This window comes from Nonomuraea sp. NPDC001684 (assembly GCF_053596515.1).
Genome location: NZ_JBSFGJ010000245.1, coordinates 1 through 14492, shown reverse-complemented (window position 1 = coordinate 14492; position 14492 = coordinate 1). Strand labels below are relative to the sequence as shown.

General features: G+C 74.4%; 15 protein-coding genes. 8 read left to right on the top strand and 7 right to left on the bottom strand.

Annotated elements, in window-relative coordinates; genetic code table 11:
- Positions 1-411: SbtR family transcriptional regulator (locus ACWCSD_RS32825; protein ID WP_449920678.1), on the top strand; the 411-nt coding region annotated here is incomplete at its 5' end.
- On the opposite strand, the gene ACWCSD_RS32820 is transcribed toward ACWCSD_RS32825, so the two are convergent.
- Both ACWCSD_RS32820 and ACWCSD_RS32815 read right to left on the bottom strand, forming a co-directional pair.
- Positions 408-1250, bottom strand: a complete 843-nt coding sequence (locus tag ACWCSD_RS32820; protein ID WP_449920675.1) for an HpcH/HpaI aldolase/citrate lyase family protein — start codon at positions 1248-1250, stop codon at positions 408-410. The two genes, ACWCSD_RS32825 and ACWCSD_RS32820, sit on opposite strands and share 4 nt — an antisense overlap.
- Positions 1247-2434, bottom strand: coding sequence for a CaiB/BaiF CoA transferase family protein (locus tag ACWCSD_RS32815; protein WP_358299074.1), 1188 nt, complete (start codon positions 2432-2434; stop codon positions 1247-1249). Before ACWCSD_RS32815 ends, ACWCSD_RS32820 begins: the two co-directional genes overlap by 4 nt.
- A 60-nt stretch (positions 2435-2494) precedes the next feature.
- Between ACWCSD_RS32815 and ACWCSD_RS32810 the strand changes: the two genes are divergently transcribed.
- From ACWCSD_RS32810 to ACWCSD_RS32795, 4 genes are all read left to right on the top strand, one after another.
- Positions 2495-3148 (top strand): GntR family transcriptional regulator, encoded by a 654-nt coding sequence (locus ACWCSD_RS32810; protein WP_352364123.1) that lies wholly within the window; start codon positions 2495-2497, stop codon positions 3146-3148.
- A 110-nt stretch (positions 3149-3258) separates the two neighbouring features.
- The gene (locus tag ACWCSD_RS32805) at positions 3259-3984 is read left to right on the top strand and encodes a hypothetical protein (protein ID WP_358299070.1); all 726 of its coding nucleotides are present in this window, start codon (positions 3259-3261) and stop codon (positions 3982-3984) included.
- Positions 3981-4682, top strand: a complete 702-nt coding sequence (locus ACWCSD_RS32800; RefSeq protein ID WP_397158679.1) for an HAD family hydrolase — start codon at positions 3981-3983, stop codon at positions 4680-4682. Before ACWCSD_RS32805 ends, ACWCSD_RS32800 begins: the two co-directional genes overlap by 4 nt.
- 28 nt (positions 4683-4710) lie before the next feature.
- Complete coding sequence (locus ACWCSD_RS32795) at positions 4711-5451, top strand: GntR family transcriptional regulator (RefSeq protein WP_358299066.1); 741 nt, start codon at positions 4711-4713, stop codon at positions 5449-5451.
- Here the strand turns inward: ACWCSD_RS32795 and ACWCSD_RS32790 are convergent.
- From ACWCSD_RS32790 to ACWCSD_RS32780, 3 genes are all read right to left on the bottom strand, one after another.
- Positions 5395-6042 (bottom strand): DedA family protein, encoded by a 648-nt coding sequence (locus ACWCSD_RS32790; protein ID WP_352324749.1) that lies wholly within the window; start codon positions 6040-6042, stop codon positions 5395-5397. The two genes, ACWCSD_RS32795 and ACWCSD_RS32790, sit on opposite strands and share 57 nt — an antisense overlap.
- 158 nt (positions 6043-6200) lie before the next feature.
- Positions 6201-6704: a MarR family winged helix-turn-helix transcriptional regulator gene (locus ACWCSD_RS32785; RefSeq protein ID WP_352364113.1), complete on the bottom strand. Its 504-nt coding sequence runs from the start codon at positions 6702-6704 to the stop codon at positions 6201-6203.
- 84 nt (positions 6705-6788) lie between these two features.
- Entirely contained in the window at positions 6789-8885 is a 2097-nt protein-coding gene (locus tag ACWCSD_RS32780; protein ID WP_449920667.1) for an FUSC family protein, read from the bottom strand.
- A 237-nt stretch (positions 8886-9122) separates the two neighbouring features.
- On the opposite strand from ACWCSD_RS32780, the gene ACWCSD_RS32775 reads away from it, so the two are divergent.
- A complete protein-coding gene (locus tag ACWCSD_RS32775; RefSeq protein WP_357977393.1) occupies positions 9123-9521 on the top strand; it encodes a DUF3592 domain-containing protein in 399 nt (132 codons plus the stop codon).
- Between the two features lie 203 nt (positions 9522-9724).
- Here the strand turns inward: ACWCSD_RS32775 and ACWCSD_RS32770 are convergent, their stop codons facing one another.
- Positions 9725-11815: an alpha-galactosidase gene (locus ACWCSD_RS32770; protein ID WP_449920664.1), complete on the bottom strand. Its 2091-nt coding sequence runs from the start codon at positions 11813-11815 to the stop codon at positions 9725-9727.
- Between the two features lie 270 nt (positions 11816-12085).
- Between ACWCSD_RS32770 and ACWCSD_RS32765 the strand changes: the two genes are divergently transcribed.
- Both ACWCSD_RS32765 and ACWCSD_RS32760 read left to right on the top strand, forming a co-directional pair.
- Entirely contained in the window at positions 12086-12418 is a 333-nt protein-coding gene (locus ACWCSD_RS32765; RefSeq protein ID WP_352324744.1) for an STAS domain-containing protein, read from the top strand.
- A gap of 36 nt (positions 12419-12454) precedes the next feature.
- Positions 12455-13870, top strand: coding sequence for an RNB domain-containing ribonuclease (locus ACWCSD_RS32760; RefSeq protein ID WP_358299252.1), 1416 nt, complete (start codon positions 12455-12457; stop codon positions 13868-13870).
- A 118-nt stretch (positions 13871-13988) separates the two neighbouring features.
- On the opposite strand, the gene ACWCSD_RS32755 is transcribed toward ACWCSD_RS32760, so the two are convergent.
- Positions 13989-14159 (bottom strand): hypothetical protein, encoded by a 171-nt coding sequence (locus tag ACWCSD_RS32755; RefSeq protein WP_352331507.1) that lies wholly within the window; start codon positions 14157-14159, stop codon positions 13989-13991.
- Positions 14160-14492 lie beyond the last annotated feature (333 nt).

Genomic DNA, 14492 nt, shown 5'->3' with positions numbered 1-14492 from the left:
CAGCGCGCGATGGACGACGAGGGCGACCCCTGGGAGGCGTTCGCCTCCTACCTGCGCGGCATCGTGGACGCCGACACCAACTCCCTGACGATCAAGCTGGCCGGCACCTTCCAGCCGACGGAGGAGCTCTACCACGACGCCGTCCGCGCCGGCGACCTGGCCGCCCGGCTGCACCGCCGGGCGGTCGAGGCGGGCGTGCTGCGGGCCGACGTCACGGTGGCCGACATCGCGCTGCTGTTCGAGCAGATCGCCTCGATCAAGCTCGGCGACGAGGAGCGCACCTCCCAGCTCCGCCACCGCTACCTGACGCTGATGATGGACTCGCTGCGGGTGCCGCCCGCCCACCGCGACCTGCCCGGCCCGACCCCGGCGGACGAGGAGCTGCAGGTCCGCTGGTACCCGTCGCGTTAACCGGGTCCTGGCCGGTCCGCCGGGGCGAGCCGGCGGGCCAGGTCCAGCACGCGGCGGGCCCTGGCGAGGACCGGGGCGTCCACGAAGCGGCCGTCGGGCAGGGCGACCGCCCCCGCGCCCGCGCCCGCGCCCGCCCGCTCGGCCGCCTCGACGATCTCGGCGGCCCTGGCCGTCTCCTCCTCGGTGGGACGGAAGGCCCGCCGGATGGCCGGGAGCTGCGCGGGGTGGATGGCGGTCCTGCCGAACAGGCCGAGCGCGCGGCCGGCCCGGCAGGAGGCGAGGAGCCCGTCCTCGTCCTTGATGTCGGGGTAGACCGACATGGGCACCGGCGGCAGGCCCGCGGCCGCGGCGGCCAGGACGACCTGCAGCCTGAGGTGGTTCATGGCGGTCTCGTCGGTGATGGACAGCTCGGCGGCCAGATCCTGCTCGCCCAGCGCCACGCCGGCCACCCGCGGGTGCGCGGCCACGGCGCGGGCCTCGACGATCCCGGCCGCCGACTCCAGCAGCGCGTACAGGGGGGCCGTGCCGGGCAGGGCGTCCAGCGCGGCGGCCGACTCGACCTTGGGCAGCCGTACGGCGTCGGCCAGCTCGCCCACGGCCGCCAGGTCGTCCAGGCCGCGCGCGGTCGTCACGTCGTTCACCCGGACGTGGATGCGCGGCCCGGCCTGCCTGGGCCCGCGCAGGTAGGCGACGGCGTGGGCGCGGGCGGCGTCCTTGGCGGCGGGCGCGACCGCGTCCTCCAGGTCGATGATGACGACGTCGGCGCCCGAGGCGGCGGCCTTGGCGAAGCGCTCGGGACGGTCGCCGGGCACGTACAGCCAGGTGACGGGGGCGTTCACGCGATCACCCCGGCCTCGCGCAGGGCCGCGACGGTCTCGGCCGGGTAGTCCAGCTCGCCGAGCACCTCGTCGGTGTCGTGGCCGAGCGGGCGGCCGGGCCAGCGGATCTCGCCGGGCGTCTCCGACAGGCGGAACAGCACGTTCTGCAGGGTGACCGTGCCCAGCTCCGCGTCCGGCAGCTCGACGAACGTGCCGAGCGCGGCGTACTGCGGGTCGGTCGCCAGGTCGGTGACGTCGTAGATGGGGGCGACGGCGGCCTGGGCCTCCTCGAAGCGGGCGATCACCTCGTCGGCGTCGCGGGCGGCGATCCAGGTGGCGACCGCCTCGTCCAGCTCGTCCACGTGCTGGACGCGGCCGTGACCGCTGGCGAACCAGGGCTGCTCGACCAGGTCCGGCCGCCCGACGAGGGTGACGACCCGCTCGGCGATGGGCTGGGCGCTGGTGGAGATCGCCACCCAGCGGCCGTCGCGGGTGCGGTAGGTGTTGCGCGGGGCGTTGCTGCTGGACCGGTTGCCGGTGCGCCGCGGCACCACCCCGAGCGCCTTGTAGGCGGTCATCTGCGGCCCGAGCAGGCCCAGGATCGGCTCGATGATGGCCAGGTCGATCACCTGCCCGCGGCCGGTCGCCGCGCGGGCGTGCAGGGCCACCATGATCGCGTACGACATGGCCAGGCCGGCGATGCCGTCGGCCAGGGCCAGCGGCGGCAGGGTCGGGGGGCCGTCCGGCTCGCCGGTCATGGCCGCGAACCCGCTCATGGCCTCGGCCAGCGTCCCGAACCCCGGCTGCCCGGCCATCGGGCCGATCTGCCCGAAGCCGGTCATCCGGGCCACGATCAGCCGCGGGTTGGCCTTGAGCAGGTCCTCGGGGGCCAGGTTCCAGCGTTCCAGGGTGCCGGGACGGAAGTTCTCGATCAGCACGTCGGAGCGCTCGGCCAGGCGGCGCAGGATCTCCTGGCCCTCGGCGCGGGAGAGGTCGACGGCGGCGGTGCGCTTGTTGCGGGACAACGACTTCCACCACAGGCCGACGCCGTCCACCGAGGCGCCGTGGCCGCGCGAGGGGTCGCCGCGGCGCGGGTGCTCGATCTTGATCACGTCGGCGCCGAAGTCGCCGAGCATCATCGCGGCGGAGGGACCGGCGAACAGCGTCGCCGCGTCGATGACCCGCAGGTCGGCCAGACTTGTCATAGTTTGTAAGTTATAAGAAATAATTTATAGCCGCGACCGGCCGTGCGAGAGACTGGGGACATGACAGCCAGCGAGCCCACGCCGCCCATGAGCAAGGCCGACTACGTCTACAGCGTGCTGCTGGACGAGATCCGCGGCGGCCGCATCCCGGGCGGCACCGCCCTGCGCGCCGGGGCCGTCGCCCGGCGGCTCGGCGTCTCGGTCACCCCCGTGCGCGAGGCGCTGCGCCGGCTGGAGAAGGACCGGCTGATCAGCTACGAGGCCCACCACGGCGCGACCGTCATCGACCTCGGCGACGACGCCCTGGCCGAGTACTACGGGCTGCGCGCGGTCGTCGAGGGCCTGGGGGCGCGGCTGGCCGCCGCCCGGATCACCGCCGACGACCTCGCCGGGCTGCGCGACCTGCACCGCGAGATGGCCGCCGACGCCGAGCAGGGCAGGCACGACCGGCTGGCCGACCAGAGCAGCCGCTTCCACCTGCGCATCGTCGACATCGGCGGCCCGGCCTTCCTCGGCGCCCACGCCAGGTCGGTGCGCAACGGCGTCCCGGTGCCCGCCGAGGCGTCGCTGTGGCTCGACCCGGAGCAGGTCGGGCGGCAGCTCCAGGCGCACGAGCGGCTGCTGGCCGCGCTGGAGGCGGGCGACGCCGACGCCGCGGAGCGCGTCATGATCGACCACATCCGGCAGGCGGGCGAGTACCGCAAGCACCACTGATGACAAACATCATCGTTCACCCCCGGTTCATTGATTCACCGTGACGGGTGTTGCACGATGAGTCACTCTGATGGTCTTGCCGCGACCCCGACGCCGAAGGAGCCGACACTGTGGCGGACGTGTGGACGCTCAATCCCGACTACCGCACCCCCCGGGTCCCCACAGACCAGGCCACCGAACCCGGCCCCTGGCGCCACCCCGACGGCCAGGTGATGAACGGCGCCTACGAGCGCAGGCGTCCCAAGCGGCGCACCGAGGTCGTCACCGTCTGGTACGGCTACGCGCTGAGCCGCTGCCTGGGCCCCCGCATGCCGCGCTTCAGCAGCCCGCTGGTCTCGGCCTGGAACCCGGTGCTGGCCCAGGGCCTGAGCTGCGACCCGGGGTCGCCGACGCCGTACCGCGACGAGCACTGGTGCGACCGCTGGATCGCCGAGGCCCTGCTGTACGGGCGCAAGCCGTACGGCACCTTCACCCTGCCCGCCGAGGAGGCGCTGCGCTGGTTCGCCAAGAGCGGCGGCACCGGCCTGGTCTACCGGGCACGCGCCGAAGGCGCGGCCGTCCGGGTCGTGGCCGGCACCACCGAGCCCTACGAGCGGCTCTTCGACCTCGACTCCCTGATCGCCGACTACCACGAGGCCCTGCCCCCCGGGCGGGCCGCGGCCGAGGTGGCGGCGCTGGAGTCGCATCGCGGCCTGTCCCCCGCCCTGGCCTACGTGCTGGGCGAGGACGCCGAGGCGCGCTTCGCCGCCGCGCCGCGCTCGGTGCGCGGCCTCACCCTGGGCTACCCGCCGCGCGAGACGGCCGCCCGCGTCGCCGCCGATATGCTCGCCGGGTGAGCGGCAGCATCAAGGGCATCCTGTTCGACCTCGACGGCACTCTGCTCGACCATCGCGGCGCGGCCGACGCCGCGATCACCGCGTGGGCGTCGGAGCTGGCCCCCGGCCATCCCCGCCTGCCCGAGGTCGCCTCGCTGTGGGCGGCGCTGGAGATCCCCCACCTGGCCGCCTGGCAGGCCGGCGAGTGCTCCTGGCAGGAGCAGCGCCGCCGCCGGGTGCGCGCCCTGTGCCGGGAGCTGTCCGTGGAGGCGCCCGCCGACCTGGAGGCCGCCTTCGCGAGCTACGCCGACCACTACCGGCGCGGCTGGGCCGCCTACCCCGACGTGGCCCCGGCGCTGGCCGGGCTGCGCGGTTACACGCTGGGCGTCCTGACCAACGGGTCACAGGGCGTGCAGGAGGCCAAGATCCGGGCGCTCGGCCTCGACGTGGGCCCGGTGCTGACCGGCGAGTGCCTGGGCGGGCACTTCAAGCCGTCCGCCGCCTGCTACGCCGCCGCCGCGCGGGCCCTCGGGCTGCCGCCCGAGCAGGTGCTCCTGGTGGGCGACGACCTCGACAACGACGTACGCGGCCCGGCGGCGGCCGGCATGCCCTCGGTGTGGCTCGACCGGCTGGGAGTCGAGGCGGCGCCGGCCGGGTTCCCCCGCCTCACCTCGCTCGCCGGGCTGCCCGCGCTGCTCGCCACTCGCTATTTGTCTTGACATTCTGACCTCGGTTAGGCTGATCAGCATGACCCCGAACCTGGCCATCGACCTGGACCGATCCAGCCCTGTGCCGCTCTACTTCCAGGTGGCCGAGCAGATCGCCGAGGCGATCCGGCGCGGCGACCTGGCGCCCGGCTCCCGGCTGGACAACGAGATCCTGCTCGCCGACAAGCTCGGCCTGTCCAGGCCGACGATCCGCCAGGCGATCCAATACCTCGTGGACAAGGGCCTGCTGGTGCGCAAGCGCGGCGTCGGCACGCAGGTGGTGCACGGCCAGGTCAAGCGCTCGGTCGAGCTGACCAGCCTCTACGACGACCTGCGCCGCTCGGGCCAGGAGCCGGCCACGCAGGTGCTCGCGCTGGAGCCGCGCCCGGTCGAGGAGGACAAGGCGGCCATCCTGGGCGTCGAGCCCGGCACCGAGATCCTCTACCTCGAACGCCTGCGCTTCGCCGCCGGCGAGCCGCTCGCCGTGCTGCACAACTGGCTGCCGCTGGGCCTGGCCCCGCTCTCGGCCGCCGACCTGGAGGGCCGCGGCCTGTACGAGCTGCTGCGCGGCGCGGGCGTGCGCATGCGGGTGGCCAACCAGCGCATCGGGGCCCGCGCCGCCGGCCAGATCGAGGCCAAGCTGCTCGACGAGCGCCGCGGCGCGCCGCTGCTCACCATGATCAGGACGACGTACGACGACCAGGGCCGGGCCGTCGAGCACGGCTCACACGTCTATCGGGCCTCGCACTACTCCCTCGAGGTCACCCTCATCGAGCGCTGAGGCCGCGCGGCGCTTGAGGTAGAGCGTGGTGCCGATGCCGAACAGGACGGCCACCCCGAGCCCGACCCAGGAGAAGCCCTTCAGCCACTTCTCGGCCACCATGCCGAGATAGTAGATCACCGCGGTGGTGCCGCCCGCCCACACGATGCCGCCCAGCACGTTCGCCACGGCGAACCGCCAGTACGGCATGCGCAGCGCCCCCGCCAGCGGCCCGGCCAGGATGCGCAGCAGCGCGATGAAGCGGCCGACGAACACGGCCCAGACGCCGTACCGGTGGAAGTAGTTCTCGGCCTTGGCGACGTGACGGGGGCCGAAGTGGCGCGGGAAGCGGCGGCCCAGCCGTTCGAACAGCCGGCGGCCGCCCTTGCGCCCGATGGCGTAGCCGGCGGAGTCGCCCACGATCGCCCCCGCGCTCGCGCACACGCCCACGGCGACCGGGCTGACCACGCCCTTGGCGGACAGAATGGCGGCGCTGACCAGCACGATCTCGCCGGGCAGCGGGATGCCGAGGCTCTCCAGGCCGATCACGAGCGCGACCATCGCGCACAACCAGGCGGCGGGGATCGCTTGCAGCCATTCGTCGATATGCACGCGGCCACCCTAACCCCGCTCCCCGCCTCCTCCATCCGTCCGCCACCCGAACCGCACTCCTTGTGCCGCACTCCCGGGTTGCGCTCCCCGGGCCACTCCCGGGCCGCCCGTCGGCGGGCCCGCCGTGCGGCGGTGGGGGTGCTTGAGGTGGCGGGCGCTCAGCCGAGCAGGCCGCCGAGGCGGCCCTCCAGGACGAGCAGCAGTTCGGCCAGCAGGTCGGCGAGCTGGCGTTCGCGGTCGCGGGGAAGCCCTTCCAGCAGCTCGGTCTCGTAGTCGAGCTGCTCGGGCAGCAGGCGCAGGATCAGCTCCCTGCCGCGTCCGGTCAGCGAGAGGTGGGCGACGCGCCGGTCTCGCTCGTCCACCCGCCGGGCGACCAGGCCGATCTCCTCCAGCCGCCTGACCCGCTTGGTCACCGCCGCTCCCGAGGCGAACGTCTCGCGGGCCAGCCTGCCCGGGGTCAGCTCGCCGCCGACCCTGAGCAGAGCGCACAGCAGGTCGTACTCGGGACGGCTCACCCCGGCCCGCCCGAGCGGGGCGTCGGCGGCCTGCTGCAGGAGCGCGGCGCAGCGGTTGAGCCTGCCGATGACGGCGATCGTGTCGAGGTCGGCGTCGGGAAGGACCTGCCGCCATTGCCGCAACGCCTTCGCGACGGCGTCCTCCACGTGCTCGTTCCTCTCATCGTGCCGATCTTCCGGTGGCTCCGATCGTACGCGCCGACGGCGCCGCTCCGGCCCCGGGTGGAGCGATCAGGCGTACAGGGTGGCGAGTCTGCGGTGACCGGCGCGCTCGGCGGCGGCGATGCGCTCATGGGGCAGCGCCCCGGTCCACCACTCGCCCGAAGCCACGTCGGCCGCTTCGCGGACCTCCACCAGCGCCGCGCGGAGCCGGTCGCGGTCCCCCGGTTCCGGCGTCCCGGCCAGCATCCGCTCCAGACGTACGAGCCCCGCCCGTACGCGCCGGGCCGCCCGCCGGTCCGGCACCAGCACGCAGGCCAGCAGCCCCGCCACCGCGCCGAGACACGTGTCCAGCCAGCGATCGGCCACGAGCTCGGCCACCGGCCGCGTCCCGGCGAACTCCCCCATGAGGATGGCCATCGGCGTGACGAAGACGCTTCCCAGCCAGTAGTTGCGCGTGATGGCCGCCTCCGTCGCGAACTGCAACGCCAGCACGGCCACGACGAGCGCCACCGCGCCGAGCCGGGTCACGGGGGCGATCAGGGTGAACAGCCCGACGCCCAGCAGGTTGCCGACGACACGCTGGATCGCGCGGCTCCAGGAGAGGGTGGTGTTGGCCGCGAACACGGCCGCCGCCGTCACCACCGCCCAGTACGGCCTGCCCACCCCCAACGCCATCGACCCCCACCCGGCCGCAGCGGCCCCGGCGAACACCATCCCGACAACCCGCCACCGCCTCACCACCTCGCCCACCACCCGCACAACGCCACCCCCTGTCCCACCCCGCACTCCCTCGCCCGATCCACGCACCCCACCGCCCGCCGCCCCACGCCGCACCCCGGCGGCCGCTGCCGCACGTCCCGGCCTGTCCGCTCCGGTCATCGCGGACTCGTCCCGTCCAACCGCGACGCCTTCGAGTTCGGCCCGCTCATCCGCAGGGAGCGCGACCTCGCGCGGGGACGGCAGCGGGCGTCCCTTGCGCAGGTCGCGGGCCCAGTCAGCGAGCTCTCCGGGGGTGGCCCGCCGTACCGCACCTGAAGCAGCCGGAGCCCCAGGAATCACCCGAACCCCCGAAGCAGCGGGCACACCAGGAGGGCCAGGAGGGCCAGAAACACCGGGAAGGCTTGAAACACTCGAAAGGCCCCGAAGGCCCGGTGTCCCCGCAGCGCCCGGACCGGTCTCCCCGACAATCCCAGCGGCGGCCGACTCGGCGCGGACCAGCAGCCGGGCCAGCGCGTCACGGCGCCGAGCAGGGACGCCGGAGCGCAACAGCGTCTGCCAGGCGGCGTTGACCGCCGCCGCAGCGGCATGGCGCGCCTGGTGGACCGCGGCGGCCTCGCGCCCCTCAGGGACGTCGCGGGCCTCCGAGAGATCGCGGGTCTCGGAGAGACCGCGCCCCTCGAAGAGGCGGATGCCAGAGAGAGCACGCCCATCGAAGAGGCCACGGGCGCCGGGGAGGCTGCGGGTGCTGAGGAGGCTGCGTCCTTCCAGGAGAACGCGAGTCTCGGCGAGAGTGCACGTCTCGGGGAGAGCGCGGGGCTCGGGGAGGGCGTGGGGCTCGGGGGTCGTACGCAGGAGGTGGGCGGTGGATTCGAGGGCGCGGGCGACGGCGATGCGTTCGGGGCCGTCGGGGCGGAGGAGGACGGGGGCCATGCCGACCGTCCAGGCGAGGAGCCCGCCGAGCAGCCCGAGGCCGACGTGGGCCGGCACGTCGCCCAGTTCCTGCGGGACGAACACCGCGCCGGCGGCGACGAACGTGAGCACGACGTTCCCCGGCGGCCCGATCCGGGTGGCGTCGCAGACCGCCTTGTGCAACCCGGCCAGCAGGGCGGCCACCGCCACCCGGACGGCGACCGAGCCGGTGAGGGCCGAGGCGACCAGCGCGACCGCCGTGCCGGACGTCATCCCCAGCACCACCCAGGCCAGCGCCCTGGCACGGGCCGCGTACGGCAGGCCGTGACCGTACAGGGCGCACATCGAGCCGGCGGCGGCGTAGGGCACGAGGTCGAGCCGCCCGGCCCACAGGAGGGCGAGCAGCGGGACGGCGAGGGCGACGACGGCGCTGAGGGCGGGTTTGTGCCAGATGTCACCGACGGGCCCCAGCCGCAGCGCCGCACGCACGGGCAGCCGCGCCCGCCACCCCGCCGACGCCCCCACCGCAGACCGCAAGGAGGGCCCCAGCGAAGGCGAGGCAGGGGTCAGCAGGAATCGGGCACGGGGTCGGAGGGCTCTGGTCATCCCCAAAAGGTTACCAGGTGTTTTACCTGTGAAATAAACCAGGTCGACGCCGGGATCTTGCAACCGGCGATCAAGCGGCGGTCAAGCCGTCCCGGCTAGAAAGTCCTTCGAGATCAGACGGAACGAGCCGCCCGGACGCCGGGCGGAGGACAGAACTGGGGAAGCACAGTGACCACGGGAATCTTGCTGGCTGTGGCGATCACCGCCGGGACGACGCTGATCACGGCCGCGGTCGGCGTGCCGTTCCTGATCATGGCGAGGAACGGCCAGCGGCTCCTGGCGACCGGGATTCCCGCGCAGGCCGTGGTGGAGTCGATGGCCGACACCCACATGTCCGTCAACGACCAGCCCGTCGTCAGCTTCGGGCTGGTGGTGCAGCCCCACGAGGGCCCCGCCTACCGGGTCGCCCACCGCCAGACGCTGCCGCGCATCCCCATGGGCCTGGTGGTCCCGGGCGCGGTGCTGCCCGTGAAGGTGGACCCGGCCCGGCCGGACCGGGTCCGCATCGACTGGGCGGCCTGGCGCCCCTCCCCCGCCGACGCCCCCTGGCGCCCGGCCACCCACTGACCGCCCCGCAGACCGCACCACCGGCCGCGCCACTGGCCGCGCCACCGGCCGCACCGCTGACCGCGCCACCGGCCGCGCCATCGACTGCCCCGCTGAGCACACCACCGAGCCCCCACGGGACCCGGCCCCCGGCCTGAGGACCGCGCGACCGGGAGTGGTCCTCATGCAACGGCAGCGGGCGGCCGGGCCCCGCGATCGAGCGGCTAGCTCTGCCGGCCCTCTGCCACCCGTTCGACCTCGAAGACCAGCGCCGAGGCCGGACGCAGCGCGGGCCCCGGCAGCCCCAGCTCGGCCAGCGCCGCCCCCGGCAGCCGGGCCGGCGCGAACACCCACTGCGGCAGCCCCGCGCCCTCCGGCAGCGGCCCCGCGGCGCGCACCTCGTACAGCGCGGCCGGGTCGAGCCCCGGCAGCCGCAACGGTTCGGGGCTGACGGTGACGCGGCTGGTGAGCTGGACGCAGGCGAACACGGCCTTTTCCGGCAGCACGACCCCGTGCACCAGCGTCGAGGGGTCGGGATGGTCGGCCCGCACGACCCGCCCGGCGTGCAGCACCGGCCGCAGCCGCTTGTGCAGCGCGATCCAGACGCCCAGCTCCTCCAGTTCCTGCGGACTCGCCGAGGTCAGGTCCCACTCCACGCCCATGTGGCCGAACATCGCGGTCGCCGCCCGGAAGGCGAGCGGCAGCGCGCGGCCGGTGATGTGATCGTGAGGCGCGCCGACGTGGCAGCCCATGCGGTCCGGCGGCACCAGCAGCCCGGTCCAGCGCTGGATGGCCTGCCGGTCGAGGGCGTCGTTGCTGTCGGAGGCCCACACGCGGTCGGTGCGGGCCAGGACGCCGTAGTCGATGCGCGCGCCGCCCGACGAGCACGACTCGATCTCCAGCCCGGGATGGCGGCGGCGCAGCTCGTCGATCAGCCGGTAGACCGCGGCCGTCTGCGCGTGCACGCCGGGCGTCCCGTCGTGGACGGGCTCGGCCAGGTCGCGGTTGTGGTCCCACTTGATGTAGTCCAGCGCGTACTCACGGGTCAGCGTGTCCAGGCGGTCGAGGAGGTAGTCGTAGACCTCGGGCCGGGCCAGGTCGAGCACCTGCTGGTTGCGCCAGAGCGCGGGCGGACGGGCGGCGCGGGCGAGGATCCAGTCGGGGTGGGCGCGGGCCAGGTCGGAGTCGGGGTTGACCATCTCGGGCTCGAACCACAGGCCGAACTGCAGGCCCAGCTCGCGTACGTGCTCGGCCAGCGGGTGCAGGCCGCCGGGCCACACGTCCTCGTCGACGTACCAGTCGCCGAGCCCGGCGCGGTCGTGGCGGCGGTGGCGGAACCAGCCGTCGTCGAGCACGAACCGTTCGACGCCGGCGGCGGCCGCCTTGTCGGCCAGCTCGCGCAGCCGGTCGAGGCCGTGGTCGAAGTAGGTGGCCTCCCAGTTGTTCAGGGTGACCGGGCGGACCGGGAGCGGACGGGCGGCGCGCAGGTGGTCGTGCAGGCGACCGGCGGCCTCGTCCAGGCCGCTGCCGGACCAGGTGAAGTAGACCCACGGGGTGGTGTAGGCGCCGTCCTGGGCGAGGGTGATCTCGCCGGGTTCGAGCAGTTCGCCGGCGGCCAGCACGGCCTGCCCCTCGACGAGCCGTTCGGCGTAGTGGACGTGGCCGCCGCTCCAGCCGGCGTGCACGGCCCACACCTCGCCGGAGCGGAACCCGAAACCGGGCGTGCCCGCGACGAGCAGACCGGTCGCGTCATGTCCGGTTCGGCCGCGACGGCTCTCCCGCGACCACACCCCCTGCCCGAACTCCCTGCGCTGCGGCACCTTCTCCAGCGCCCACCGTCCGGTGAAGTCCAGCAGCTCCCCGGCCCTGGCGGGCAGCGGCAGCGCGCACGTCAACCCCTGCAGCCGGTACGGCGAGGCGGCCGTGTTGGTCACCGTGTGCCGCATCATGACGACGCCGGAGGCGTCCATCACCAGCTCGCTGAGCAGCCGCAACCCCGCCTCGGCGTCCACGGCGGCGACGGTGACGCGGCCGCCCGCGCCCGGCTCGGCCGCCGTCTCGACGCTCTCGGCGCTCCAGCGCACCGGCCAGTGCTCACCGGCCCGGTCGCCGGACAGACCCGGCCGGCCGAACCAGGACTCGTCCTGGCCGGGCAGCAGGGCCAGCGCGGGGGTCAGCGAGAACAGGGCGGGCGCCAGGTCGGCTCCGGCGACCGCCCCGAGGTCGGCGCCGTAGTGCCGCACCCGCGGCAGCCCGGGGCCGGAGTCGTCGAGCACCAGGGCCGAGCCGGCGGCGGAAAGGATGACGGGGGGCACGTCACACTCCTCTATGTCAGTAGATCAGGTGGAACGAGACGTTACCGGGCAGTACGCCCCCGCCCGCAACGCCCGTGGCGCCGGTCCCCGCGGGCTCTTCGCACGGAGGGGGCCTGCTCCGCGAGCCCGGACAGGAGGGCATGTACACTCCTCTTCGGAAACAGACCGTAGCGCTGCGTGACGATCATCGCATCCGGCGCCTTCGGCCAGGGGCGGGTCCCCGTAGTCAGCACCACCTTCCTCCGCCCGGACCAACAGCGGGGAGCCGACATGGATTCTCTTCACCTGACCACCAGCCGCCACGACACGACCGTGACCGTCTCCCTGAGCGGCGAGCTCGACATCGCCACCACCGAGGCCGTCCGCGGCCACCTGCTCGGCGTGCTGGAGGAGGCCGGGCGGGCGCGGCGGCCGGACATGTCGGTGGTGATCGAGGTGGGCGGCCTGTCCTTCATCGACGCGGCCGGGCTCGGCATCCTGGTCTCCCTGCACAACCAGGCCGCCCGCGGGCACACCAGCCTGCGGCTGGCCAACGTCCCGCCCAACATGAAGCGCCTGCTGCGCATCACCGGCCTCGACGCCCACCTGACGCCCCAGTCGTGACGGTACGCCCGCCTTGAGTAGGTTGTGGGCGTGTCGATGATTCAGGTTCCTGGCCCGATCCCCGCCAGGCTGGAGGACGGGTTCGACCGCGTGCTGCGCGAGCAGCGGCTGCCCGCCGGGTTCCCCCAGGACGTGCTCGACGAGGCCGACTGGGTGGCGCAGGTGCCCAGGCTTGACGCCAAAGACCTGACCGACGTGCCGTTCGTGACCATCGACCCGCCGGGCTCGATGGACCTCGACCAGGCCCTGCACCTGGAACGGCTGCGGGACGGCTACCGCGTCTGGTACGCCATCGCCGACGTCGGGGCCTTCGTCCGGCCGGGCGGCCCGATCGACGTCGAGGCCCGGACCAGGGGTGAGACGGTGTACCTGCCGGTGGGCAGGGTGCCGCTGCATCCCAAGGTGCTGTCGGAGGGCGCGGCGAGCCTGCTGCCGGGCGCGATCCGTCCGGCCGCGGTCTGGCGCGTCGACCTCGACGCCGAGGGCCGGATAGTCGGCGCGGACGTGCAGCGTGCCCGGGTGCGCAGCCGCGAACGGCTCGACTACGCCTACGTGCAGGCGGCCGTGGACACCGGCACCGCCGACGGCACCCTGAGCCTGCTGGCCGAGATCGGCGCGCTGCGGCTGGGGCTGGAGCGGGCGCGCGGCGGCGTCACCCTGCCCACGCCCGAGCAGGAGGTCGTCCGGGACGCCGACGGCGGCTACCGGCTGGAGTTCCGCGTGCCGCTGCCCGCCGAGGCGTGGAACGCCCAGATCTCGCTGCTGACCGGCATGGCCGCCGCCTCCATGATGTTGGACGCCGAGGTCGGCATCCTGCGCGTGCTGCCCGCGGCGCAGCCGGACGACCTGGCCAAGGTGCGCAGGGTCGCGCAGGCGCTCGGCGTGCCGTGGCCCGAGGGCGCCGGTTACGGGGAGGTCGTGCACGACCTCGACCCGAAGAACCCGCAGCAGGCGGCGTTCCTGCAGGAGTCGAAGGTGCTGCTGCGCGGCGCCGGGTACGCGGCCTTCGACGGCGCGCCGCCCAAGCTGGCCGAGCACGCTGCGGTGGCGGCGCCGTACGCGCACGTCACGGCTCCGCTGCGGCGTCTGGTGGACCGGTACGCGACCGAGGTGTGCCTGGCGGTCGCGGCGGGCGAGCCGGTGCCCGCCGAGGTACGGGCCGCGCTGCCGCTGCTGCCCGACATCATGTCGGCGACCGGCCGCCGCGCCGGGGCGGTCGACCGGGCCTGCGTGGACCTGGTGGAGGCGTTCCTGCTGCGGGAGCGGATCGGCCAGTCGTTCGAGGCGATGGTGATCGACGTGGACGAGCGCCGCGGCGGCGGCCAGGTGCAGCTCGTCGAGCCGGCCGTGATCGCCCGCTGCGACGGCGTCCTGCCGCTGGGCGAGCGGGTCACCGTCCGCCTGACGCAGGCCGACCCGGCCACCCGCGAGGTCCGCTTCACCCTGGCCTGAAACCCACCGCGGGGCCGGTGCCCGCAGGCACGGCGAGGGCCGCGCCGCCGGGCGCCCACGGGCACGGCGAGGGCCGCGCGCTCGACGACCTCACGCGCGGCCCCCGGTGGACCTGCCCTCACCGCTTGAGCGGCGACCATCCCGCGCCGACCCCCAGCAGGTGGAGGGCGACGCACAGCAGCCCGGCCGTGGTGAGCGTGCCCGCGGTGAGCACGTTGCCGACGGCGGTGCCGGCGATGTCGAAGATCAGGGCGAGCAGGAAGAACAGGGCGGCGATGAGAGCGAACACGGGTTACCTCCCGAGCTGACCGGACCCCGGCCCCATGGGCCTGAAGGGGGATCCCTTTCCTACGTCTTGGGGATGTCCGCCGGATTCGGCGGAGAAACTGCCCCGAGGGTGACGATCTGTAGCCATATGACGACACCCCCTTGACCGGCCGGTCAGTCGGCTCCGGCCGCTGTGATGTGCGGCTGGACGGGCGGCCGGTCAGCCGGCTGTGCGCTGTGATGTGCGGCGGGACGGGCGGCCGGTCAGCCGGCTGTGGCGCGCATGCCGTCGCACATCACGGCCGCCATCCGCCCGGCCGCGCCCCTGCCCCGCGCGTGGCGTTCGGCCGCCAGG

Excerpts from the sequence above, each read along its gene's own strand:
- ACWCSD_RS32795 (WP_358299066.1), top strand. The coding sequence starts at position 4,711 with ATGACCCCGAACCTGGCCATCGACCTGGACCGATCCAGCCCTGTGCCG.
- ACWCSD_RS32765 (WP_352324744.1), top strand. The coding sequence starts at position 12,086 with ATGGATTCTCTTCACCTGACCACCAGCCGCCACGACACGACCGTGACC.
- ACWCSD_RS32760 (WP_358299252.1), top strand. The coding sequence starts at position 12,455 with ATGATTCAGGTTCCTGGCCCGATCCCCGCCAGGCTGGAGGACGGGTTC.
- ACWCSD_RS32815 (WP_358299074.1), bottom strand. The coding sequence starts at position 2,434 with ATGACAAGTCTGGCCGACCTGCGGGTCATCGACGCGGCGACGCTGTTC.
- ACWCSD_RS32810 (WP_352364123.1), top strand. The coding sequence starts at position 2,495 with ATGACAGCCAGCGAGCCCACGCCGCCCATGAGCAAGGCCGACTACGTC.